Raw genomic sequence first — 24,360 nt, 5'->3', positions numbered from 1 at the left:
TATAAAACATTAAATATTTGGTCTAATGGTTCGAATAATTGCCAAAATCTTCCCAAAAAACCGAGTAATTGCTTTGCTGTTTGTGGCAATGTTAGCAATTACTTTGATCTGTGGTAACTTTTCACGTGACTCAGTAGCTACACAATCACAAACAGGGAAGAGTTTAATTATGGTGACTTCTGCCGACTATCCACCCTATGAATTTCGGAAAACTGCTAGTAGCAATAATGAAATTATTGGTTTTGATATAGATATTGCCAAATATATTACCCAAAAATTAGGATATCAACTGGAAATTAGAGATACAGATTTTAGCGGTATTATTCCCGCTTTACAATCTCGTCGCGCTGACTTTGCTATGTCAGGAATGTCTCCGACAACTGAACGCAAAAAAAGTATAGATTTTTCTGATATTTACTACGAATCGAAAAATACTATTGTTGCTAAAAAACCAAGTAATCTCAAAACACCTGAAGATTTAGCTGGCAAAAAAGTAGGTGTTCAATTAGGGACAATTCAAGCCAATACAGCGAAAAAATGGCAAAGTGTTCAGGTTATATCATTGAATAAAACAGGTGATATCATTCAAGAACTTAAATCAGGTAGAATTGATGCGGCTATTATGGAAGATACAGTCGCTAAAGGATTTATTGCTAATAATTCTGATTTGGAATTTAATTTGATTCCTAGTGATTCTGAAGAAATTGGTTCAGCGATTGCTTTTCCGAAAGGTTCACCGCTATTAAAGCAATTTAATCCCGTTCTTGAGGAGATGAAAAAGAGCGGAGAAATTGAAGTATTAGTAAAAAAATGGTTTGGTGATTCTGCGATAATAGCCACTGATACAAAACAGCCAGTTGTTAAAAAATCTCCTTTATCTTTTACCAAGATAGCACCAAGTATTCCTTTTATTTTAGCAGGAATATTAGTAACATTACAATTTACGCTCATATCCACATTTTTTGGATTTATTTGGGGCATAATTTTAGCATTGTGTAAAATTTCTCCAATTAAACCTTTACTATATTTTGCCAATGGCTATACTTCTATATTTAGAGGAACACCACTTTTACTACAAATTGCTTTAATATACTATGCGACACCACAATTAACAGGTTATGATATTCCAGCATTGTTAGCAGGTGTGATTACTTTTACACTCAACTCCGGTGCTTATGTTTCGGAAACAATTCGCGGTGGGATTCTAGCAGTAGATAAAGGACAAATGGAAGCTTCTTTATCATTAGGTATTGCTTATGTACCCATGATGAAGGATATTATTTTACCTCAAGCCGTAAAAAATATTTTGCCAGCTTTAGTTAATGAAAGTATCGGTTTACTAAAAGATTCATCATTGGTATCAACAATTGGGGTAGTAGATGTTTTGCGTCGCGCTCAAATTGTCGGTGCAGAAAAGTATATTTACTTTGAGCCTCTATTACTTGCTGGGATGATTTACTATTTAATGGTCATGGGATTAACTTGGGTTGGTTCTCAACTGGAAGTAAGATTACATCGTAGTAGTTGAAAAGTGATTTTTTTTAAAGATTATAGCGGTTGTCGGTTGAGTGAGTTATAAGAACCCCACCCCCAACCCCCTCCCCGCAAGCAGGGAGGGGGCTATGATTTATCTGATCAAATCAGGAAACGCTATAAATAGCCATCATGAACTGCGGATACAGTAAAACAAGAAAAAACTTATTATTCCCCTCCTCGCTTGCGGGGAGGGGTTAGGGGTGGGGTGTTATTTCCAAGTTAGTGCAAGTTTAGAGATTTTTGGGTGGGAATTGCCCACCCTACGGATAGTTAAAAAATGAAAGCGGAGTAATATATATGCAATTAAATCAGGATGGCAATGTAGCTATTAAAGTTGAAAATTTATATAAATCTTTTGGGCAACTTCAAGTTTTGCAAGGGATTTCTGTAGAGATTCCCAAAGGTGAAGTAGTTGCTATTATTGGTCCTTCTGGATCAGGAAAATCAACTTTTTTGCGTTGTTTAAATTTGCTAGAAGTGCCAACTTCCGGCAAAATTTATGTAGATGGCATAGAAATTACTGCACCTCAAACTGATGTGAGGAAAATCCGTCAAAATATCGGCATGGTGTTTCAGCATTTTAATTTGTTTCCCCATAAGACAGTGCTAAAAAATATTATATATGCACCGATGCAGGTCAAAGGTATTTCTGAACAGGAAGCGCGGGTAATAGGGATGGATTTATTATCAAAAGTAGGATTGGAAAATAAAGCTGATGTCTATCCTTCGCGGTTATCAGGTGGACAAAAACAGCGGGTAGCGATCGCCCGCGCTTTAGCTATGAAACCGGATATGATCATGTTTGATGAACCTACTTCCGCTCTTGATCCAGAAATGGTGAAAGAAGTGTTAACCGTCATGGGAGATTTGGCTAAAAGTGGGATGACAATGGCAATTGTGACTCATGAAATGGGGTTTGCGAGAGAAGTTGCTGACCGCATCATCTTTTTAGATGGGGGCAAATTGGCAGAAGATGCACCTCCAGCAGAGTTCTTTAGTAGTCCTCAGTGCGATCGCGCTAAACAGTTTTTAGATAAAGTTCTGTAAAAAGATTTCTTAACATCCTACATAATTATTTCGGGGTATTATCTTCAAATTTTCCCAAATATAAACAAAATAAATTGAATTCATATAATTTTACATTCTTCCTCAACCCTTGATATGACAATCAATCAATCTCAAATTGACAATTATTGAGAGCCAAGTTTGACAAGCTGTCATTTGACTAATGCAACTAAATCAAATGAAAATTATAGAGGATATTTGCACGGATTCAGACATTGTTGTAGAGAGAACACCAGATGAAAAAAATTATCTCAGTATTATTATTAGGCATAGCTATCTTCACCTTTGCCTTCAGTAGTCCAGCTTTGGCCGCAGATACCGCTAGTGGAGCCGCATTATTTAAGGCTAATTGCGCTCAGTGTCACCTGGGGGGCAAAAATTTAGTTAATGCTGCTAAAACCTTGAAGAAGGAAGCTTTGGAAAAGTACGATATGTACTCAGCAGAAGCAATTATTTATCAAGTTACTAATGGTAAAGGTGCTATGCCAGCCTTTGGTAAGAAATTAAAAGCAGAGCAAATAGAAAATATAGCTGCTTATGTCCTAGAACAAGCTGATAAAGGCTGGAAAAAGTAAGTTTACATCTAATTTGATGGTTTAATGATGTGCGGGGCTTTTTGTCCCGCTATCTATCTGGACTACTGAAATTATCAAAGGAGATGTTAGAGGGTGTTTGAAAAGTCTAAATTCATACTTCCCTGGGCGACTAGAAGTCGCGGCTACACAGACGAAACCCACCTTCGTGGGTTCAAAGTCCTTGATTTTCCATTAGTCCACGCAGGTGGACTTTGTTTGTGTAGTTGCGATTTCTAATCGCCGCAAACTTTTTAAACATCCTCTTAATAAATTATTTCTGGAGACTAATTATCAGCATTTATGGAATTAAAAAAATAAATTATTCCTACTGCAAAAGGTAATATTACCAAATAACAGATAGTCATAATTTCATTTTTTTCTGTATTCTAATCAAGTAAATTATTATGATCATAACTAATAATAAAAAATGAGTTTATCAAGTGTCACTATAGAACAGCGCGAAAAAGAAACTGAAGCACTAAAGACTTTCCTTTTCTTTAGTTTCATTGGCTCACTAGTATTACATATTGGACTACTAGCTTTAGCTATTAACAATTTTTTTCACAGAGTTCCTGAAGTTAAAGAAGAAGCCATTGAAGTGACAATTCTGGAAACTATACCCCAGGAAGTTGCTCAACTACCAGTAGAGATAAAATCCCTACCAAAAACAAATTCCGGTGGTGGTGGTGGAAATAAAGGTGGCGGAATTTCCACACCAACAGAAACAGCCCTGAATATGATTAAGTCTTCTGTCGCACCCGTAACCAAACAGCCTCAACTAAAAATCACTAATAGCCTTATCAGCAAACAATCTCAAAAACTTACAAATCCTGAACCTGCGAAAACATTAACTCCTGTACAAACTAACCCAATAGAAAACACAAATCCTGAACCTGCGACAACACCACCCCCAGTAGAAACAAAACCAATACAAAAATTAGATGAAAACGCAAATATCCTAGCGTCTACTCAACCCCAAGTGCAGACAAAACCCACAACAATCACACCATTAAAGTCAGAAATTCAACCCAATGCTAGTTCCAATAATATCCCTAGCAACTCCACCGCTTCCACACAGTTACCGCAGAATAAAAATATTTTAGGCAATTTAGGCGATCGCTTAAGAAATAGTTTAGGTACTGGTAATGGGACTGGAAACGGTGTCGGTAATGGTATTGGAAACGGTATTGGTAATGGTATTGGAAACGGTGTCGGTAATGGTATTGGCTCTGGAAATAAACCAAAACCAGAAAATACACCAGTAGCTACCGCACCCAAACCTCCCATAGAAAATAGTTCTAAATTGAATCGTGCAGATTGTATTCAGTGTCAAATTAAGTACCCAGATAGAGCCAGACGACGTGGCGCAGAAGGAAATCCAGAAGTTGCTATTAATACTGATGCTAAAGGTAATGTAACGCAGGTAAGATTAATCCGTTCCAGTGGTGATAGCGAACTAGATGAAGCGGCTCAACAAGCTGCACAACAGTGGAAATTAACACCCACAGAAGGGGGAAGAGAAGGGGTAAAAGCTTCAGTTAACTTTGCTATCAAAGGATCACAGCGTCACCGCAAACTTCAAGAACGGCAAATAGAAAAACAGCGAGCAGCCCCACAAAACAAACCTGAAAAAGCAGCTTCTACTGACACTCCTATAGAATCATCACAACGAAAAAAAGCTCCTATTATTACTGATATTCCTTCCGAAAATACCACTAGACGTAAACAAGAATCTGTACCTTCTGAAAGGAAACCAGTCTCACCACCCCGTCAGCGGATAGAACCTGATAAACCTAAGCAAACAGAAGAAACTACACCCCGTCGTCGTTCACCTGAGCCTGTAAAATCTGATACTAATAATCAACTGGATGAAGGTAGAACGGAGAGAGTACAAAAAAGCCGGAGACGCTTAGAAGAAATCCTCCGTCGTCGTCAAAAGCCCTCTGACTCACCACCAGCGGAAGTACCCACACCACCCGAACCTGCGACAACATCACCTACTGGGGCTAATAGTCAAAAGTTTTGGGCGACTAGAAGTCGCTACTATACAAACTAAGTCCACCTGCGTGGACTAAATTTAACCCACGCACCATCTGGGTTTTGTCTGTGTAGACGCGACTTCTAGTCGCTAGGCGTGTAATAAATTAAACTATGACAGCTTGTCTTTTGACACTGTTGCTATCAATAGGGAAAATACCTATTAGTCATTGTTTCTACCGGGTGTGAGTTAAAAAATATGAACAAGAGTTCTTTCGTGCCAGTTTATTTACTAAGTTTACTGGTGACATTTCCTGCTATAGCTGCTGATGATAAAGATCATAAGAATACAGTAAATTCAGATATTCTTAGTTTAAGTGAAATTCAATTACCAGCCACAAATGCTGAATTATTAACTCAACAACCAGCAGTAAATGAAGTTAAGCCAGAACCTACATTAGAACCGGATTTAACTCCTAAAAATGATGCAGATATTTTCATAGAAACCATTGGAGAAAAAGACGTTCTTCCCGAATCTACTCCCACTTATATAATTGAGAAAGAAGAAATTAAAAAACAGGGTGCAACCAGCGTTGCTGATGTTTTGAAAAAAATGCCAGGTTTTGCAATTAATAATGTGGGACATGGTGCAGATATTCACACAGGTACATACTATCGAGGAGCTTCAATTGATCAGTCTGTATTTCTGATTAATGGCAGATCAATTAATACAAATATCAACATTTATCATGGTGGAACTGATTTAAATAGTATTCCGATAGAAGCCATTGAAAGAGTCGAATTATATAGTGGTACTGCTTCTTCGTTATATGGTTCTTCAGCTTTTGGCGGAGTTGTTAATATCATTACTAAAGAAGGTTATGGTAAACCAAAATTAAATGCTAGTGCAGAATTTGGCTCATTAAATTTAAATAATCAACAACTAACTTATGGTGGTTCAACAAATAAAGTAAAATACAATTTTAGCTTTGAAAGGTTTTTTATAGATAACCGTTACCGCGTTCCTATTGGGGCTGCAAATAGAGATAGTCAAGGATATTTATTTAATGCGGATACAGCTACAAGCACTTATTTTGGAAGTATTGGAGTAGATTTAGATCCAAAAAACTCTTTGAATTTTGATTTAACTACTTTAAGCAGCCGTCGGGGTTTAATTTATTTCGGTTTCCCTTTACAAAAAGACCGATTAGATCATGATGGTTTAAATATGGGATTGTCTTGGAAAACCCGACTTGGTAAAGAAAACGATTCCAACTTAACAACTACTTTGGGTTATAACCGAGATTACTTTAGCACTTATGGTCCAACAGGAGCAACATTTTACCGAACTGGAATTTTAGATACCCAACAATTCAAAGCTAGAATAGATCATGAATGGAAAATAACCCCTAATAATCAATTACGCTGGGGTTTAGATTTAAAGAATACCGATTTAATTGGCGATGTTTTGAGTACAAATCCTAGTCAAATTGCTAATAATGAAAAAGAAGATAGAAGTGTTTTGAATACAGCTTTATTTGCTGTGAATACTTGGAAAATTAGTGATGCTTTGCAAGCTGATTTAGGAGTCAGACAAAATTTTGATAGCCAATTTGGTAGTTATTTCAATCCTAGTGTGGGCTTACGTTATGCTGTTAATCCAGTAGTTGCAATGCGTGGTAGTTGGGCAGGGGCGCAACGCAATCCTGGTTTAGATCAATTATATGTTTTTGATACGGTTCATAATTGGCTACCAAACCCCGATTTAAGGCCAGAAACTGGTTCTAATTGGACTGCGGGAATAGATGTCAAATTGTCAAATAATTTGTTAGGACAATTTACATATTTTGGGAATAGTTTAGATAATAGATTGGGAGTAATTGCTGGAAAGTGGCAAAATATTGGGTTAGTAGATACCAATGGTTTAGAAGCAGCATTGCAGTTGAAAATTGCCAATGAATGGGCAACTTTTCTCAACTATACTTATACAGATGCTCAAATCAAAACGGGAACTGATAAAGGGTTACAGTTAGGATTAATTCCCTACTCTTTGCTACAAACTGGCATTAGTTATCAAAAGAATGGATGGCAAGGTAACTTATATGCTACTTATAATAGTGGTTCTCGCCGTTCTATTTTTAATAATGCTGGGGTTGGAGATAAAAGTACAGATTTTGCGCCGTCTTTCTTTAATTTAGATTTGAGTGGCCGTATTCCTGTCAGTAAAAATTTGGGACTAACTTTTTACTTAGAAAATATTCTGGGTGAACAATATGAGCGAGTTAATCGCATCTATAGTCCTGGTTTTACTTTCCGTGTGGGTTTAACTTCTAGTCTATAGAGTCTTTCCATAGACAGACTCTATAATATTCACTAAGGGACTTCCAAATAAAAAAATGTCCCAAAACTGACGCAAAAATTCTCTCTCTGTGTTCTCTGTGCCTCTGTGGTTCGTTTATTGGGATAATTTATTTCTTGGAAGTCCCTAATGAGCGATCGCGTAAAGTAACAAATATGCGATCGCTAAAAATCTAGATTCCTCACAGTGGAAGTACCAAATAAAGATTTTGTGATTTTATACGTCAAATTAGTTTGAGGCTCCCATTGACATAGTATTACTATTGATACTATTACTTATTTAAGGTTAATCAAATGAAGTTGAGACTAAGTTATACTGCAAACGGTTCATAGTTTAACCAAATATGAAACCCCTCTTGTAAACCTCTCCCCGCAACGGGGAGAGGCTTTTAACTTGGTTCTTTGTATGATAAAAAAGTCCACCTTCTAGCCGTTTTGAGTATAACATTCAAGAAGAAAAAGGACGAGCAAAGGCTTATCAAGTTAAGCAGGTTTTAGCTGCAATTGAAAAAATTGAGGAAATAGAAAATGGTTAACTACACCCATTATACATATAAAGTTACTTGGTCAGAAGAAGATCAAGAATTTGTAGGATTGTGCGCTGAATTTCCTAGTATGTCTTATCTTGATAAAGACCAAAATGCCATACTCAAAGGTATTACAGATTTAATAAAAGATGTAGTAACCGATATGGAATCTAATGGAGAGATAGTTCCAGAACCTCTTGCAGAAAAAACTTATAGTGGTAAATTCCAAGTTCGTATTACCCCAGAGTCACATCGTAAGTTAGCTATAGAAGCCGCAGAGGAAAAAGTTAGCTTAAATCGCTATGTGAGTTATAAACTTGCATAAAATAAGTTTTTAGTCCGTAACTAAAAACTTATTTTAAAAGCACTTAGATTGATTTTCTATGTGCTATTTGATTTTTTGATTTAGACAATCAATTGTTTTATCAAATAGACCACCGAGTGAACTACTTTGAAATTACGCTGATAAATCTGGATCAATTCCCAATTCGCGCAACTTAGCCGCTAATCGTTCTGCTCTTTGGTTTTCTTGTTCTGCTCTTTGGTGTTCTTGTTCTGCTTGTTCTGAACTCCACAGCAACAAATCGCCTGACTTATCCCACCAACGTAGCCAGTTCATGGTTTGTGCCAATCTTTCCCCCGACCAAATCCCCAGATATAATTCTAGTTCTGGAATCCATACACGTCCCTGTGCATCTGCTGAGTATAAAACATATTTGCGATTTTGCAAATAACGCACTTCCAGATTACCTTCATAGGGGTCATAGGTGACATAAGTAGGAACTTGTAGAACCTGTTCGTAAAAGTGCAGTTTACCATAGGGAGGAGTTGATCTGATGGATAGTTCTCCTCCGTCTCCGTCTGAAAGAAACTCCATCACAATTGCCACCGTAGCACCATCCGTATTCGGGGTATAACTACGACGAATTACCCCCTCTGCGACAAGATGCACTTGAGGTACATAAAACCAGTCTGGAGCTTTAACAACAATCTTTTTATTAACTGTAGCTACTAAACCCAAATTAGAGCCAATTAGCATTTCTGGCTGGATGTATCCTGCTGCTCCCAAGGCATCTGTGAGGGCTGCGGCCAGAGAAGGTTGTTGAATATTTTCCACAGGCTCTTCGGGTAATATAAAGTTAGCTGGTAGGGTTTCCCAGGTAATCGTAGGTTTAGCTTGAGGAGATGAGATTTGGAGAACCATTTAATTGACCCTCAACTAGAAATGTTTGTGCAAATTAACTAAAGTATATCAAAAGTTGAGACTTAATTTAAAATAATATCCCAACTTTTAATTTTTACAAAAGAAGGGAACTCTTAACAGGGAACTCTTAACAGGGAACAGATAAGAAACACTCATTTGCACCAGTTTAAAGCTCAGTCAAAAAAAAGATGTTTTTAAACATGAGTTTTTCCTGTTCCGGTGTGCCTATTCCCTGTTCCCTCTGAAAATTTATGGTTTCACCAATCACTGCTACTATTCTCATCCCAGACTTGCAATTTCAATTCTTGTAAATAGGTTAATCCATTTTGAATTTGTGCTTCTGTTCCTTGTAAATCTAAATCAAACCAACCATCACCTACAGCATCATGTCCGAGAATTGCAGCTTTGATATTTACAATCAAGCCATATTCTGAAACTAGGCGAGAAATTACAGGTTCTTGATGATGATCTTGGGAAATTCTGACGCGGATTCTCTTATTTGTCAGGGTATTTTCACTACTCATAACAACTCCTAAGATGTAATTTAATAGTCGTCTAAAAATTGCTAATTGCCAGTATTTAATTACTAATTATCAATTATTCAACTTCCTTAATTTGGGTTTTTCGTTCCACAATTTCCTTGACTATTAAGGTGATTACTGCTAGGAATGCTAACAACACAGCGGCAGAAAAAGCAGCTTCAGTTTCATATTGTTTGTAAGCATCTTCGACGAATAAAGGTAAAGTTTGGGTTGTATTGGCTATGTTACCAGATACTACAGAAACTGCACCAAATTCACCCATGGCTCTGGCATTTGTTAAGATTAAACCGTAGAGTAAACCCCAGCGAATACTCGGTAAAGTTACCCGCCAAAAAGTTTGCCAATCGTTTGCACCTAATGTTCTAGCAGCTTCTTCTTGGTCTTTACCAAATTCTTCTAAGACAGGAATTACTTCTCTGGCAACAAAAGGCATACTCACAAAAGCGGTAGCTAGTACCATTCCTGGAAAAGCAAAGACAATCTGAATATCATGTGCCTGTAACCAAGGCCCAAACCAGCCATTTCTCCCGTACAATAGGACTATCATTAACCCAGCAACGACTGGGGAGATGGAAAAGGGCAAATCAATGATACTGAGAACTATAGCGCGTCCAGGGAATTTATGTCGAGCGATCGCCCAAGCTGCACATAAACCAAAAACGGCATTCACAGGAATAGAAATCGCAGCCAGTAATAGAGTTAACCAAGCTGCATGGAGAAATTCCGGTTTTGTCAGATTAGACAAAAATGGTCCAGATCCCTTTTTGAAAGCTTCAAAAAAAACATTAATAGCGGGAATATATTGCACCAGAAATAAATAAGCAACTGCAATCCCAATTAATACTGCTGGAACCCAACTTTGTTTTCTTGGATTTTTAACTTTATCTATTGTCATATCTTCTTGCCCAAGCTTGTAAGAAATTAATTGCTAATAACATCACCAAAGAAATTCCTAATAAAACTACACCAATGACAGTTGCACCAGCATAGTCATATTGTTCCAATTTTTGGAAAATTAACACAGGTGCAATTAGATCTTTATAGGGTGTATTAGAAGAAATAATTACTGTTGAACCATACTCTCCCACAGCGCGGGAAAAACCCAAAGCCACACCAGTTAAAATTGTCGGAAATAAAGGCGGTAAAATTACTTTCCAGAAAGTTTGCCATTCAGAAGCGCCTAAACTCCAAGCAGCTTCTTCAATTTCCGATTCCATTTCTTGCAATACCGGTTGTACAGTTCTCACCACAAAAGGTAAAGATATAAATATCATTGCTACCCCAACTCCCAAGCGAGTAAATGATACCTTAATTCCCATTGGTGCTAATAGTGAACCCAACCAACCATTCTCACTGTAAACTGTTGCTAGTGTTAAACCTGCTACCGAAGTTGGCAAAGCAAAGGGTAAATCTACTGTCGCATCAATAATCCGTTTTAAAGGAAAATCGTAACGCACCAATACCCAAGCAATCAAAGTTCCAAACACACCATTCAGCAAAGCCGCAAACAATGCAGTCACAAAGGTAACATTATAAGTCGCCAATGCTAAATCATTAGTTGCAATTTCCCAAAACTTTTCTGGAGATTCCGTACTAGCCTTGAGAAACATGGCAGTAATAGGAATAAATAACATAAAAGTTAGATATCCTAAAGTAATTCGCCAAGTCCAAGGAAGACGAATTAAACTATCTAGAACCACCTTCCAAATCGGAGGTTTAAGGTCAGTTTTTACAACAGAAGATCCGCCCATAATTTCGTTAACTATCAGTTGTCAATTGTCAATTACTTTCTATTCTTAGCTTGAATTTGGTCAAAGATTGCCCCTTCAGCAAAGAATTTTTTCTGAACTGCATCCCAACCGCCTAATTCTTGAACTGTACCTAAAGTTTTTATTTTGGGATATTTGTCAGCAAATTCTTTACTCTTAGCTACTGTTTCATCTACAGGGCGAAATCCGACTTTAGCAAATTCCTGTTGTGCTTCAGGAGTAAACAAATATTTCACAAAAGCTTCCGCTACTTCACGATTACCATGTTTATCAACATTCTTATCAACAACAGCTATAGGATTATCAATGGAGATATTTACATCAGGAAGAATGTAATTTGTTTTTTCACCTTTGTCTTTTGCCAAAACAATTTCATTTTCATAATTTATCAAAGCATCACCTTGACCTTGTTTAAAAAATGCGTCTGTAGCTTCACGAGCATCTTTTGTTAAGACAGGGACATTTTTATAAACCTTAGTCAAAAATTCCGTGGCTTTTGCTTCATCTCCACCAGTTTTAATGACTGAATTCCAAAGTGCGAGAAAGTTCCAACGCGCTACCCCAGAAGTTTTGGGATCTGCGGTAATTAGTTTAATATCATTTTTTGCTAAATCAGCCCAATTCTTAATCCCTTTGGGGTTGCCTTCACGAGTTACTAAAGCTGCGACAGATTTAGATACAATGCCATTATTAGGAAATTTTTTCTCCCACCCTGGCTGAATTAATCCCGCTTTTTCAATTTTTTGCGTATCCAAAGCCAGTGCTAGGTGAACAACATCGGCTTCCAAACCATCAACTACAGCGCGGGTCTGCGAACCAGAACCGCCATAGCTTTGTTTGAATACGACAGTTTGGTTATGTTCCTTTTGCCATTTTTCTACAAATTTGGGAATAATCGCGGCGTGAGCCGCCTTAGTCACAGCAAATGATACAAGAGTTAATTCTACAGTCCCTTTTTTACCAGTATCAGCAGTTGTAATAGGGGGATTACTATTGTTTGTCCCAGTACAAGCAGCAAGAGATACACTCAATACCGCTCCAACTAAAAAAAGTGATACAAAGCCTTTAAGCGAATTTATACTAAACCTAAGTTGCAATTCTTTCCATGATAGTCGCCACAAATTCATGATTTTTCCTCCTGTGAAACTATGATTAATTAATCTTTGAGCTTGCAGTTGCAATTTAGCGCGTAATGCCTAGTTGTTAACACCAGCTAAAACTGCATATTGACGATAGGGAATATGGAGATTTTACCAGTTTCCGGATAAATTACAACGTCTCTAATTGACAAGTATCAATTTTCGATCATCTTTATGTCAGTCAAAGAAGAAAATATACTTAATTAGTTTGATATTTTAAATACTTTAAAAATAAACTTTTAACAGTAAATATAGAATTTAATTTGGTAAAATATCTATTTTAAAACCTTTTCAGGCAATTAAATCATTAAAAGCAATTGCAATATTTAATACATACAATACCCGATGGGAAAATAGTTGTTTTTAGGTGCAAAAACTATTGATTTTATTTATTACATCTGATATGCTCTTTTTCAAGACGGTAAATACGGTATCTCGATATAACTACCGTAGATTGCATTAAGACCAATTCAAGGACATCCCATGACAGATATTTCTTCAAACACTGCGAAATTTTCTCCAACAACAAAGCCATTATTTCCTGCGCTGTTCTTAGCAACAGGTTTAAGTCTAAGCACTATCATGCCAGTATTTGCAGGTACAGCCCAGAAAACACAAGTATTGAGTCAAAGTGGTAAGAAAGTTGAAATTACTTTAGTTACTTATGCTGTTACCAAAGCTGCTTACGCAAAAATTATTCCCCAGTTTGTAGCGAAATGGAAAAAGGAAAAAGGTCAAGATGTGGGAATTCGTGAAAGCTACGGTGGTTCTGGATCTCAAACCCGTGCTGTTATTGATGGTTTACCCGCAGATGTGGTAGCTTTAGCATTAGCGGGAGACATTAAAAAAATTGAGCAAGCAGGTTTAATTCAACCAGGTTGGGAAAAGGAAAGTCCCAATAACTCAATTGTTACCCGTTCAGTAGTTGCTATTGAAACTCGCGCTGGTAATCCGAAAAAGATTAAAAATTGGGCTGATTTAACTAAACCTGGTATTCAAATTGTTACTGCAAATCCTAAAACATCCGGTGGTGCTAAGTGGAATTTCTTAGCTTTGTGGGGTGCTATAGTTAAGAATGGTGGCAATGATACCCAGGCTTTGAAATTTGTGACTGATGTGTTTAAAAATGTAGTTGTATTACCCAAAGATGCCCGGGAAGCCAGTGACGCTTTTTACAAAAAAGGACAGGGTGACGCATTACTAAACTATGAAAACGAAGTCATTTTAGCTGCACAGCAAGGTAAAACAGATACTTCTTACATAGTTCCTCCAGTGAATATTTCTATAGATGCACCTGTGGCTGTTGTAGATAAAAATGTTGATAAGCATGGAAATCGTGAGGTTTCTGAAGCTTTTGTCAAGTTCCTGTTTACTCCAGAAGCACAACGTGAGTTTGCTAAAGTTGGTTTTCGTCCGGTTGATCCAACTGTAAACAAAGAAGTTAAGAATAAATTCCCTTATATTGCCCGACTCTACACTATAACTGATCTTGGTGGTTGGAGTGCTGTACAGAAGAAGTTCTTTGCTGATGGTACTATTTTTGACAAAATTCAACGTGGACGACGTTAAATCAAAAATCATCAGAATATAGATCCCCATATATATCCCCGACTTCTCAAAGCAGTTGGAGATCTGTTGCACAAATTGTATATAATAAGCACATTATTAATATTATTAACCGTCTATTAACCTCACAGATTGGTTACATTAAAAAATGTGTATGTCTTCAATTTGTGATTAAATCAAACATTATGGAATTAGACACTTTGTTGAGCGCATTTGAGGAGTGTGTTCAAATTCAATATAATGGAAATTTAAATTTTAAAGATACACTGGGAAATGAATGGACGTTTTATTACCATTTGGGACAGATAGTATGGGCAACGGGTGGGATTCATCCTCGTAGACGTTGGTTGAGAAATATCGCTTTAATTTGCCCAGAACTTGACATTAGTGATGGAGCATTTAATAGAGTTAGGGCTAAGATATTTGGTGCGACTGACTTTATTAACAAGCCTATAGAAAAAGATCGCGTATTTGCAATATTGAATAAGTATTTATATACAGGTTCTATGAATAAATATTGCCAGAATTTCGCTTTGTCTTATTCAGAAGTTGATTCTTGAGAATTAGGAAATTGTCAAGGGTAAACCATCCTGAAATATTAATAATTCTCCTGGTTGGATTTGTGTCCAAACTTCGTTATCAGTTAGGGGTGTAGTCACAATAACAGCAACGCAATCTCTTGGTGTCGTTAATTCACTGAAATCTACAGTCATCTCTTCATCAATTAAATGAGCCGCAGCAAAAGGTGCTTGTCTGATAATGTAACAAAGTTTAGTTGAGCAATGGGTAAAAAAATGCTCACCATTTGATAAGATGTAGTTAAAAGATCCAATGGCTGCTATTTCTTTGGTAATTTCATGTAATGTTTGGTAAAGTTCCTTGAGAGGAGGTTGTCCTTGGGGGAAATGCGATCGCAAAGTATTAAGAATTAAGCAAAATGCTTTTTCGCTGTCCGTAGCACCCACAGGTTGAAAAATACCATTATTTTCGGGGTTAAAATCTGGTAAATTGCCATTATGGGCAAATACCCAATATCTTCCCCAAAGTTCCCGACGGAAAGGATGACAGTTTTCTAAGGCTATTTCTCCTTGGGTAGCTTTGCGGATATGAGCTATAACATGAGTAGAATGAATGGGATACCGACGGATAAAATTGGCAATTGGTGACGCTATAGAGGCTTCAGCGTCTAAAAAAATTCGACATCCTTTTCCTTCAAAAAAAGCAATTCCCCAACCGTCGCTATGTTCATCTGTTTTTCCTCCCCTTGCAGAGAAACCCTCAAAAGAAAAACAAATGTCTGTGGGTACGTTGCAGTTCATTCCTAGCAATTGGCACATTAGTGTTGTAGTTATAAAACTAAACTAAAGAATAACTGATTAATTTTGAGGCTATCGCTACAATGCTCACATTTAATTATAAAATATATGAATTATATCTGACCTAAAGGTATAAAGGCAAGAACAATCAGGGTTGCAAAGGTTTAATTGTCACTCTTGACTATTCCTTGCTCCTAACTTCCAAATTCTTGAGTTTCTAGTTGTTTTTTAGCACGTTTTAATTGTTTCCACAAAATGTGAATTTGTTTGTAAGCATCCTCTGGAGACATTTTACCAGCAGTTTGTAAATTACAAATATAGCTTACCCGTTGGGAAAACTCTTGAAGAGAGCATAAATAAACGGAGTAATCTGTAGTTTATGTGAACCAAACCACTCAAAACATGAGTAAACGTTATCTAGGTCATAACACCTTGGGATTCGCTAGTCCCCTGCCATGTTGCTACTTATTAAACAATCCGCAAGGATAGTGTATTTAGCATAACAAGCTCAGATAACAAGGTTGAAGCAAACATTACCCTGAAAAGGTGAAATTTAAATGTCTAATTTTGTTCTAGTTCTTGATACCAACAAAAAACCACTTACTCCAATCCATCCAGGAGATGCACGTTTTTTATTAAATCAACAAAAAGCTGCTGTATTTAGAAGATTTCCATTTACCATAATTTTGAAAGAACCTAAATCTGACGTTCCCACTCAACCGATTGAATTAAAAATAGATCCAGGGAGTAAAACTACAGGTTTTGCGTTAGTTCAAAATAATAAAGTCATCTGGGGTATGGAATTACAACACAGAGGTTTAGCTATTAAAGAAAGCCTAGAAACTCGAAAAGGAGTAAGGCGAGGAAGACGTTTTAGACATACTCGTTATCGTCAAGCTAGATTTCTTAACCGCACTAAACCTCAAGGTTGGTTAGCACCTTCTTTAAGCCATAGAGTTTTAACTATTAACACGTGGGTCAAAAGATTATGTAATTTTGCTCCAATAACTGACATAGTTCAAGAGCTTGCTAGGTTTGACCTACAGCAGCTAGAAAACCCAGAGATATCAGGCTTTGAGTATCAACAGGGAGAGTTACAAGGGTATGAAATCCGTGAATATCTTTTGAATAAATGGAATAGAAAATGTGCATACTGTACTGCTGAAAATGTCCCTTTACAAGTTGAGCATATTAAACCAAAAGCCAAAGGAGGAACTAATAGAATTTCTAATTTGTGTCTAGCTTGTGAGAAATGTAATATCAAAAAAGGTACTCAAGATATTGAGAAGTTTTTAGTAAAAAAGCCTGAGTTGTTGAAGCAAATTTTATCCCAAGCCAAGCGGACACTAAAAGATGCGTCTGCTGTAAATTCAACGAGATGGGCTTTATTTAATAAGTTAAAAGAAACTGGATTACCTATAACAACAGGTTCAGGAGGTTTAACTAAGTTTAATAGAACTCGTTTAGGATTGCCTAAAACTCATTGGATTGATGCTGCTTGTGTAGGGAAAGTTGAAACTCTCAAAATACTTACAACAAAAATTTTAATAGTAAAAAGCACGGGGCATAGTTGCAGAAGATTCTGTAGGATCAATAAATTTGGTTTTCCTTGCACCGAGCCTAAAAAAATATTCACTCATGTTTCTACAGGAGATTTTGTTAAGGCTACTTTGCACAAAGATCGTAAAAACATAACTTCTGGAAACTATGTAAGTCGTGTTAAAACTCCCACAAAAAACGGATGTGAGATTGTTATCAATGGTTTTAGAGTTGAATTTTCAACAATGAAAGATATTACTAAGGTTCATTGTAGTGACGGATATAGCTACCTTTGACTACGGAAAACTACAATTTTATGAGATTAAATGCAGAGACTGGCATTAAAAACTAGATATTCTGGCTTGAACTGACCATAATATGAACTGCGAGGATAGAGAAAATCACATAGCTCAGATAATAAATCAGATTCTTGTCTCATGGTAATTTTTAATTTGTAGTAGGCATTTAGCTATTAGTAGTCAGGTAATACCCAAGTAGCTGTTAATTAACCCTGACGAAATCTTTCGTCCATTAATACCGACAACTCGATAGGGATACCGTACTTTTGAATTTATTTTAAGAGCATTACATATTTTTCTCAGCAAAGCAAGGCGTTTCCAGGTAATTTTCATTAATTTCTCCGGGAAAATTTCAGGACTTTCTGGAGTTGGTTGTCCGAGAAAGGAAAAATAGCAAATAATAGATTATGAACAAACGCTATTTTTTGCAAATTAGTACCGTAATCATCGGTACAGCCTTTTTTTCCCGCTATATCAATTGGAGTTCAGAAACGATGGCACTTTCTAATACAGAGTTTACAGTGACTAAAACGGAAGATGAATGGAAGAGTATCCTCACATCAGAACAGTTTCAGGTGTTGCGGAAACATGGTACAGAACGCTCCCATACCAGTCCCCTCGATAAACAATATGAACCTGGTACTTATGTCTGCGCTGGTTGTGGACAAGCTTTATTTACTTCAGATACTAAGTTTAATAGTGGCACTGGCTGGCCGAGCTTTTTTAAACCCATTGAAGGAGCGATCGCTACTACTACAGATAGAGCATTGTTTATGACGAGAACTGAGGTTCATTGCAGTAATTGTGGTGGACACTTAGGCCATGTTTTCAATGATGGACCTAAACCAACTGGTCTCCGCTACTGTATGAATGGTGTATCTTTACAGTTTACACCTGCGTAGATTACTAATACGGTTCACTTTTTAAACTCTTGCAAGGGGTCTAAACCCCTTGTTTTATTTTATTAAAAGCGGAAAACTGTAATATAGCAGGTAGTATCTCCATGAAATTGTGGAAAAAAGGATAAATAAGGATTAGATAATGCAAGTTCTCAAAAGATCCATCAAGCCAGAAAGTTATATATCATTTCTCCACATCTACCAAACTACTTGGGGGACTGCTGGTGATATTTGTTTAGTTCGTGAATCTGTGGCTGAATCCAGCGCATCAAAGTTTGTAGGCCGCAGAATTCAACTAGCACTCCCTAAAGGAATGGAACGTGATTACTTAGTGAATATTCCAGTCATAAAAATTGCAGGTCATGTCGGTGAGGGGCATCCTAAAGATCCGCAGTCTGAATGGGAAGCCTATGATGGCATAGATCCAGAAATAGCCACCACAGTTCTCAAAATTTGGGGCTTTAAGTTAATTGAGTTATAGAAAATTTTAGGGTGCGTCAAGAATTATCTTCCTAACACACCCTATAAATTGAAAATTTTTTGGTAAACTTAGGACACAAAAGCGGAAGTGAACTAACTATTAAAAATAACTAAAAAGCTGGTAATATCTGCTTTTTTAATTTTTAATTATTAACTTTTAATTCCGCCCTGCGGTACTAGCGTCTACCACGATAAGGAACAGCATTTAAGTAATCAATGTCAAAAGAAGATAACTTTTGAGCGTAGTTACCTTTACCAGAGACAGAAGCTGCCATAGCTGCAAACTTGCGAGGATCTCCTTCTGCCATGCGCTTTTCTTTAGCTTTAGCACTGTAGAAGTTTTCCAAGGTAAAGCGCCAGTCGGTTTTGACTGTACCGGCTGTTTCTTGGAAGTCTGAACCATAACGAGGTGTTACCAAGTTAAAGGGACGATCTACAAACCGCTTACGTTGGTAAGGAACAGTATTTTCACCAAAGTTTTGGTTATACTCTTCGCTGTCAATTAAAGCATCAACAAAACCACTAAAGCCTTTTGTACCAATGACAATTGACCAAGCAATTTCTTCTTTTTTATTGTAAGCACAACGACCCAATAAACGTTTGAGGGTGATATCTACCAAACGGTAGTTGTTGTTAACAGAGACAACTAAACGATAGAAAGCTTCAGATTTAGCTAAACCCCGGATAAAGTCACGAACTGACAAAGAACCGTTTTTAAGTTGAGATTCTAAAGTTCCTTGCCGGTTAAATTTGAGAATTTCATGTTCGCTGAAAACTTGGCGATAAGCAGCCCAAATGATGTTGGTCATGTCAGTGTAAGAACTAACATCTTCAATCCGATAGATATAAGGTGTATCTTCATTTTGGTCAGCAACGCCAAAGCTGCCCACTCGGTGATTTTGACTGCTGGGATTGTATTGAAGTAATGGCAATGCCATATTATTTTTCTCCTTTTATGATCAAATTAAACTAAAGATGAAATAGGGAATAGGGAATAGGGAATAGGGAATAGGGAATATTCTTCTTACCCCTTACCCTTTTCCCCTTAACCGAAAAGTATTGCCTGATTGTCTTCCCAGCAGGTTAGTAAATATTACTAATTCCTAACCAATTGAGGATAAATAAGAAAGTGATGCCTGCGGTTATTACCAGTAATACAGCAGATAACGCCCCCCAATCAACATTTTGCCCTGAGCCTGGATAGAAAAACCCATTCCATTGATTAATATACCGACCTTTTTGGACAATACCTGCTCGGTCACGGTAATCAGCACCATAACGAGGGGTAAAGCTGATAGGTCGGTCTGTGGTCATGCGTTTGCGTTGATAGGGTACGGTATGCTCGCCAAATGCTTGTTCATACTCGCTACTATCAATTAGAACATCCACAAATTTTCCCCAGCCCAGAGTAGCAATTTGAATTGACCAGGCAATTTTTTCTTGCTCATTGTAGGGAGAACGACCCAAGATCCTTTTTAGGAACATTTCTACCAACCGACAGTTGTTATTAGGTGTCACAACTAGCTGATAAAATCGCTCTGATTTGGCCAAACCGCGAATGAAGTCTTTAACCGTAATTGACCTATTTTTGAGTTGAGTTTCTAAGGTAATTTGGCGGTTAAATTTGAGGATCTCCTGTTCGTTGAAAATTTGGCGATAGGCTGCCCAAATTAGTTGATCAATTTCGCTGGGAGAGTTGGCATTTTCAATGCGGTAGATATAAGGATTGTCTTCGTTAATATCTGCTGTACCAAAGCTGCTAACTCGTTGGTTTTGAGTTGTAGGTTTGTATTCAAGTAAAGGAATTGCCATTTTAAAGAACCTGCCTTTTGGTAAATTTGGCCTCTTAAAATGTCGTAATATTTAGCAAACTAACTAGAATTAAAATCCTTAAAAAAATCCAAACTTTGTTACTTTTGCCACCGAAATTCCCCAGCTAGTTAAAAAACTATTTAGCGTCCAGGAAACCCAGCACTAGGACTAATAGAAACAGGAATACCTGTTGATGTAGTTTCCCTTGTAGTGTTAGGAATTTGGATATTGGCAGTGCTAACTGGTGTGTAGGTCACTGTTTTAATCTTAATGGAATTTGCCATATCCAAAAAGTTTTTGATGTCGCCCCATTTATAACGAGTTTCTTCTAGTTGGTCGCGCCAGTAGTCGCTGTATCGTGGTGTTACCAAATTAAAGGGTCTATCTTTATAACGTCGTCTTTGGTAAGGAACGATATTTTCGCCAAAGTTGCTTTGATATTCTTCAGAACCTAGCAACGTATCAACAAAACCACCCCAACCTTTAGTAGCAATCACAATTGACCAAGCGATTTCTTCTTCTTTGTTGTAAGGTGCGCGACCTAATAACCGTTTTAGTCCGATTTCTACTAATCTGTAGTTGGAATTACTCTGAATTACCAAACTTTGGAAAGCTTCAGATTTAGCTAAACCCCGAATGAAATCACGAACGGTAATGGCTTTGTTTTTTACCTGGGATTCTAAATGAACTTGGCGGTAAAATTTGAGAATTACGTGTTCGCTGAAAAGTTGCCGATAAGCCGCCCAAATCAATCCTTCTACTTCTCCACCAGAGGCATAATCTTCAATGCGGTAAATTGTCGGTGTATCTTCGTTAGGAACTTCATAACCAGCAACACGCTGGTTTTGAGAACTGGGTTTATATTCTAGTAAAGGTATTGTCATGTTTATTAGTTGTCAGTTGTTAGTTGTCAGTTGTTAGTTGTTAGTTGTCAGTTGTCAGTTGTTCTTACTAATGACCCATGACCAATGACTAATGACTAATAACTAATTTTTGGCGTTAGCAGGAATGTAACGATAAGGTAAGGAAACTGCTACAGGTTTAATGGTGGGTTGTTCGACACTATCTTTGCTAGTATCAGGGATTTCTGTGTTACTAACGTAAGATTGGGCGGTAGCTAAACTGCGTTGGTAGTTAACTTCGTTGGGAATAATTGATCCAGCCATAACGAAGAAGTTGCCCGGAATTGCCCGACGGATATCGGCTGTGGTCAGTTGTCCTGATGTGCGGATGCTGTAGTAGGAACTACCAGCTATACCACGAATGTTTTGAGTATCGCGCCAGTCAGCACCATAACGGGGGTTAACTAGGTTAAATGGGCGATCGCCAAAACGACGACGTTGGAAGGGGACAATGTCATCACCAAAGTTATCTATATACTCATCTGATGCTAACAAAGCATCTATAAAACCGTGCAAACCTTTGGTAGCAATGACAATTGACCAAGCGATTTCTTCCGCTTTGTTGTAAGCAGCCCGGCCTAAGAACCTTTTTAAGGTGATGTCAACTAAACGATAATTGGTGTTTGTATCCGCTACTTGGGTCCGGTAAACTTCTGATTTACCTAAACCGCGGATAAAATCACGCAGGGTAATCGCCCGATTTCGCAGTTGTGATTCTAAAGCGCTTTGCTTATAGCTGGCTAAAATCAGATGTTCGCTGAAAATTTGTCGGTATGCAGCCCAAATGGTGCTATCAATATCTTGATCTGAGGTAGCACGATCTAAACGATAAATGGTGGGAGTGTCTTCGTTAGGAACTTCATAACCTTCTACTCGCTGGTTTTGCGTTTTGGGCGCATATTCTAGTAGTGGTATTGACATCTTTACTTTTACCTTGTTATATGGTATATAAATCAGTTTACTGACCTAAGGCCAACTGAACGCGAGCGCGAACTGCTTTTTCTGTGTCGTTAGTCAGTATTAATTTAAATTTAGCCGAAATAGACGCTTGCACAATCGCTATTTTTGCTAAGGCTTGTAACCCAACAATAGCAGCATAACGAATTGACCAATCTGTATCTTCGCAGATAAACAGAAGTGTTTCTAAGGCCTGGTTAATAGCTATTTCAGCTTCAGAAATTTCTAATTTGTGCCATTGTAATTTTCCTAGTCCCTTGGCAGCAGCACGGCGAACACTGGGGGCAAAGTCAGTCAATGTAGTAGTGATGAGAATATCCAAAGCCCGGGGATCTGCGATCGCAGCTAGTGTGCGAATTGAATAAGACCGGGCGCCATAGTTATAATCATCAATTTGGTCTAGCAATTGTGGAACTGCTATTTCTCCCAACTCCGTCAATCCTGCTACTGCCACTATCGCCGCTTCTGGATTGTTATAACCAAAGACGGCAATTAAGGTGGGAATTGCCAATGGATCTGTGACTGCTGCCAGATTTTTCACCGCTGTCACCATTTGGGAAGGTGTTTCTGCTACGGTAATAGCCCGAATTAGTTCATCCATTTTTCCGTTGTCAGTGGTCAGTTGTCAGTTGTCAGTTGTCAGTTGTCAGTTGTCAGTTGTCAGTGGTCAGTTGTCAGTTGTCAGTTGTCAGTTGTCAGTAGTTTTACAAATGACTAATAACTAATGACTAATGACTAATGACTAATAACTAATGACTAATGACTAATGACTAATGACTAATGACTACAAAAGCGAATCCATGAGATTCATTACTCGGATAGCTTGTTCAGATATACCAAAAGTATCAGACTGTTTTGGCAGTTGATACTCTAATAATCCTTTCAAAGCAATAAGTTTAAAGCTATTTTCTACTTGTGCAAAGGCGATCGCTTCGGCTGCGCCTAAATACCCAATTGCTCCCAAGTCTCCTAACACAACGCGACGCATTTTCAAATCACCTGTTGCCAAGGTTGTCACTAATAACTCACCATAAGTAGAGTCTTGTGTCAGTTGGTACATGGCTCTCGCTGCGGAGCATTGCAATCGAGGAACTGAATGCTGGAGAAAAGGCTGAACAAGGGAAATAGTTTCAGTTGCACCCATAGCTCCCAAGGCTTCTAATACTGCTGTATAGGGTTGGGCAAGGTGGGGAAAACCAGGGACTTGGACGGCATTGGCAACTCCCCCATCTAGCAGTTTAATCAGGGCTGGTAATGCTGTTCTATCCCGGAGCATAGCTAGAGATTGGGCTGCTGCTTCGCGGACATAAAAATCAGCACATTCTAAACACTTAATTAAACCTGGTCCGGCTTTTAAGTTGCCTAATTTACCAAGCGCCCTCGCGGCATTACGCCGTAAGGGATAACCACCTAGTTCTGTTCTGTCGGCTTCATCCTCTAACGCTGCAATGAGTGCGTCAATGGCTTCTGGCTGACTGATCCGGAACTTACCCAACCACCAAGCAGCATAATAGCGGAGACTTAAATCTGATGATTGCAGGTTAGCGATCGCTATCTCTGGTGTCAGATTTGGTGCATTCTCTACAGAATATTCTTCTCCACTGGTTTCTATCATTGCCAGGGCGTTATGCTTATTCTGCTACAGTCAAAGGTTCAATTTTGACGATTCTGCCACCTAGACGGGTAATCCGGCGCATTTCTTCATTCATCCGCTTATAGGGGACGTTAATAAATATGCTACCGCTGCGGCGAATGTCGAATTTATTTTTGTCGGTTTCTTGGTTCTGTGTTAAGCCGACAACTTCGTAACGAAATATGCGGCTTGCAGATGAAGAAACACTACCAGCACCAAGTGTGGTTTGACCGAACATTACTTCTATATCTCCTATGATGAGTTT

Annotated in this window: 24 protein-coding genes and 1 pseudogene; 11 read left to right on the top strand and 14 right to left on the bottom strand. The window is 37.9% G+C overall.

Annotated features, from left to right (window positions below; translation table 11 throughout):
• Window positions 1-88 precede the first annotated feature (88 nt).
• From EZY12_12240 to EZY12_12215, 6 genes are all read left to right on the top strand, one after another.
• Window positions 89-1,528, top strand: coding sequence for an ABC transporter substrate-binding protein/permease (locus EZY12_12240; GenBank protein QSX70642.1), 1,440 nt, complete (start codon window positions 89-91; stop codon window positions 1,526-1,528).
• A 305-nt stretch (window positions 1,529-1,833) separates the two neighbouring features.
• The gene (locus EZY12_12235) at window positions 1,834-2,583 is read left to right on the top strand and encodes an amino acid ABC transporter ATP-binding protein (protein QSX70260.1); all 750 of its coding nucleotides are present in this window, start codon (window positions 1,834-1,836) and stop codon (window positions 2,581-2,583) included.
• Window positions 2,584-2,837: 254 nt separating this feature from the next.
• A complete protein-coding gene (locus EZY12_12230; protein ID QSX70259.1) occupies window positions 2,838-3,176 on the top strand; it encodes a c-type cytochrome in 339 nt (112 codons plus the stop codon).
• A 427-nt stretch (window positions 3,177-3,603) separates the two neighbouring features.
• A complete protein-coding gene (locus EZY12_12225) occupies window positions 3,604-5,232 on the top strand; it encodes a TonB family protein (GenBank protein QSX70258.1) in 1,629 nt (542 codons plus the stop codon).
• A 180-nt stretch (window positions 5,233-5,412) separates the two neighbouring features.
• The gene (locus EZY12_12220) at window positions 5,413-7,494 is read left to right on the top strand and encodes a TonB-dependent receptor (protein ID QSX70257.1); all 2,082 of its coding nucleotides are present in this window, start codon (window positions 5,413-5,415) and stop codon (window positions 7,492-7,494) included.
• 545 nt (window positions 7,495-8,039) lie between these two features.
• Window positions 8,040-8,363 (top strand): type II toxin-antitoxin system HicB family antitoxin, encoded by a 324-nt coding sequence (locus tag EZY12_12215; protein ID QSX70256.1) that lies wholly within the window; start codon window positions 8,040-8,042, stop codon window positions 8,361-8,363.
• Window positions 8,364-8,495: 132 nt separating this feature from the next.
• Here the strand turns inward: EZY12_12215 and EZY12_12210 are convergent, their stop codons facing one another.
• From EZY12_12210 to EZY12_12190, 5 genes are all read right to left on the bottom strand, one after another.
• The gene (locus tag EZY12_12210) at window positions 8,496-9,242 is read right to left on the bottom strand and encodes a Uma2 family endonuclease (protein QSX70255.1); all 747 of its coding nucleotides are present in this window, start codon (window positions 9,240-9,242) and stop codon (window positions 8,496-8,498) included.
• Window positions 9,243-9,499: 257 nt separating this feature from the next.
• A complete protein-coding gene (locus EZY12_12205; protein ID QSX70254.1) occupies window positions 9,500-9,766 on the bottom strand; it encodes an NIL domain-containing protein in 267 nt (88 codons plus the stop codon).
• A gap of 73 nt (window positions 9,767-9,839) precedes the next feature.
• A complete protein-coding gene (gene cysW, locus EZY12_12200; GenBank protein ID QSX70253.1) occupies window positions 9,840-10,679 on the bottom strand; it encodes a sulfate ABC transporter permease subunit CysW in 840 nt (279 codons plus the stop codon).
• Window positions 10,666-11,535: a sulfate ABC transporter permease subunit CysT gene (gene cysT / locus EZY12_12195; GenBank protein QSX70252.1), complete on the bottom strand. Its 870-nt coding sequence runs from the start codon at window positions 11,533-11,535 to the stop codon at window positions 10,666-10,668. Before cysT ends, cysW begins: the two co-directional genes overlap by 14 nt.
• A gap of 32 nt (window positions 11,536-11,567) precedes the next feature.
• Window positions 11,568-12,680 carry a sulfate ABC transporter substrate-binding protein gene (locus tag EZY12_12190; GenBank protein ID QSX70251.1) on the bottom strand — a complete coding sequence of 371 codons (1,113 nt, stop codon included), beginning with the start codon at window positions 12,678-12,680 and terminating at the stop codon, window positions 11,568-11,570.
• 495 nt (window positions 12,681-13,175) lie between these two features.
• On the opposite strand from EZY12_12190, the gene EZY12_12185 reads away from it, so the two are divergent.
• Window positions 13,176-14,261, top strand: a complete 1,086-nt coding sequence (locus tag EZY12_12185) for a sulfate ABC transporter substrate-binding protein (protein QSX70250.1) — start codon at window positions 13,176-13,178, stop codon at window positions 14,259-14,261.
• A gap of 182 nt (window positions 14,262-14,443) precedes the next feature.
• Window positions 14,444-14,818, top strand: a complete 375-nt coding sequence (locus EZY12_12180; GenBank protein ID QSX70249.1) for a hypothetical protein — start codon at window positions 14,444-14,446, stop codon at window positions 14,816-14,818.
• A gap of 3 nt (window positions 14,819-14,821) precedes the next feature.
• Here the strand turns inward: EZY12_12180 and EZY12_12175 are convergent, their stop codons facing one another.
• Both EZY12_12175 and EZY12_12170 read right to left on the bottom strand, forming a co-directional pair.
• The gene (locus tag EZY12_12175) at window positions 14,822-15,595 is read right to left on the bottom strand and encodes a class II glutamine amidotransferase (protein ID QSX70248.1); all 774 of its coding nucleotides are present in this window, start codon (window positions 15,593-15,595) and stop codon (window positions 14,822-14,824) included.
• Window positions 15,596-15,768: 173 nt separating this feature from the next.
• Window positions 15,769-16,013 (bottom strand): annotated as a pseudogene (locus EZY12_12170) (hypothetical protein).
• A gap of 118 nt (window positions 16,014-16,131) precedes the next feature.
• Here EZY12_12170 and EZY12_12165 point away from each other — a divergent pair.
• The 3 genes from EZY12_12165 to EZY12_12155 all read left to right on the top strand — a co-directional run bounded on the left by EZY12_12165 (window position 16,132) and on the right by EZY12_12155 (window position 18,792).
• Window positions 16,132-17,409, top strand: a complete 1,278-nt coding sequence (locus EZY12_12165; protein QSX70247.1) for an HNH endonuclease — start codon at window positions 16,132-16,134, stop codon at window positions 17,407-17,409.
• A gap of 410 nt (window positions 17,410-17,819) precedes the next feature.
• A complete protein-coding gene (gene msrB, locus EZY12_12160) occupies window positions 17,820-18,314 on the top strand; it encodes a peptide-methionine (R)-S-oxide reductase MsrB (GenBank protein ID QSX70246.1) in 495 nt (164 codons plus the stop codon).
• 139 nt (window positions 18,315-18,453) lie between these two features.
• Entirely contained in the window at window positions 18,454-18,792 is a 339-nt protein-coding gene (locus EZY12_12155; protein QSX70245.1) for a hypothetical protein, read from the top strand.
• Window positions 18,793-18,967: 175 nt separating this feature from the next.
• On the opposite strand, the gene EZY12_12150 is transcribed toward EZY12_12155, so the two are convergent.
• The 7 genes from EZY12_12150 to EZY12_12120 form a co-directional block, all read right to left on the bottom strand.
• Window positions 18,968-19,729 (bottom strand): phycobilisome rod-core linker polypeptide, encoded by a 762-nt coding sequence (locus EZY12_12150; protein QSX70244.1) that lies wholly within the window; start codon window positions 19,727-19,729, stop codon window positions 18,968-18,970.
• Between the two features lie 145 nt (window positions 19,730-19,874).
• The gene (locus tag EZY12_12145) at window positions 19,875-20,603 is read right to left on the bottom strand and encodes a phycobilisome rod-core linker polypeptide (GenBank protein ID QSX70243.1); all 729 of its coding nucleotides are present in this window, start codon (window positions 20,601-20,603) and stop codon (window positions 19,875-19,877) included.
• Window positions 20,604-20,743: 140 nt separating this feature from the next.
• The gene (locus EZY12_12140; protein QSX70242.1) at window positions 20,744-21,487 is read right to left on the bottom strand and encodes a phycobilisome rod-core linker polypeptide; all 744 of its coding nucleotides are present in this window, start codon (window positions 21,485-21,487) and stop codon (window positions 20,744-20,746) included.
• 102 nt (window positions 21,488-21,589) lie between these two features.
• Entirely contained in the window at window positions 21,590-22,426 is an 837-nt protein-coding gene (locus EZY12_12135; GenBank protein QSX70241.1) for a phycobilisome rod-core linker polypeptide, read from the bottom strand.
• 37 nt (window positions 22,427-22,463) lie between these two features.
• A complete protein-coding gene (locus EZY12_12130) occupies window positions 22,464-23,063 on the bottom strand; it encodes a HEAT repeat domain-containing protein (protein QSX70240.1) in 600 nt (199 codons plus the stop codon).
• Window positions 23,064-23,246: 183 nt separating this feature from the next.
• Complete coding sequence (locus tag EZY12_12125; GenBank protein QSX70239.1) at window positions 23,247-24,077, bottom strand: HEAT repeat domain-containing protein; 831 nt, start codon at window positions 24,075-24,077, stop codon at window positions 23,247-23,249.
• Window positions 24,078-24,093: 16 nt separating this feature from the next.
• Entirely contained in the window at window positions 24,094-24,333 is a 240-nt protein-coding gene (locus tag EZY12_12120) for a phycobilisome linker polypeptide (GenBank protein ID QSX70238.1), read from the bottom strand.
• Between the last annotated feature and the right edge of the window lie 27 nt (window positions 24,334-24,360).

This window comes from Dolichospermum sp. DET69, from assembly GCA_017355425.1.
GTDB lineage: Bacteria > Cyanobacteriota > Cyanobacteriia > Cyanobacteriales > Nostocaceae > Dolichospermum.
This window is presented reverse-complemented; position numbering and strand designations above follow the sequence as displayed.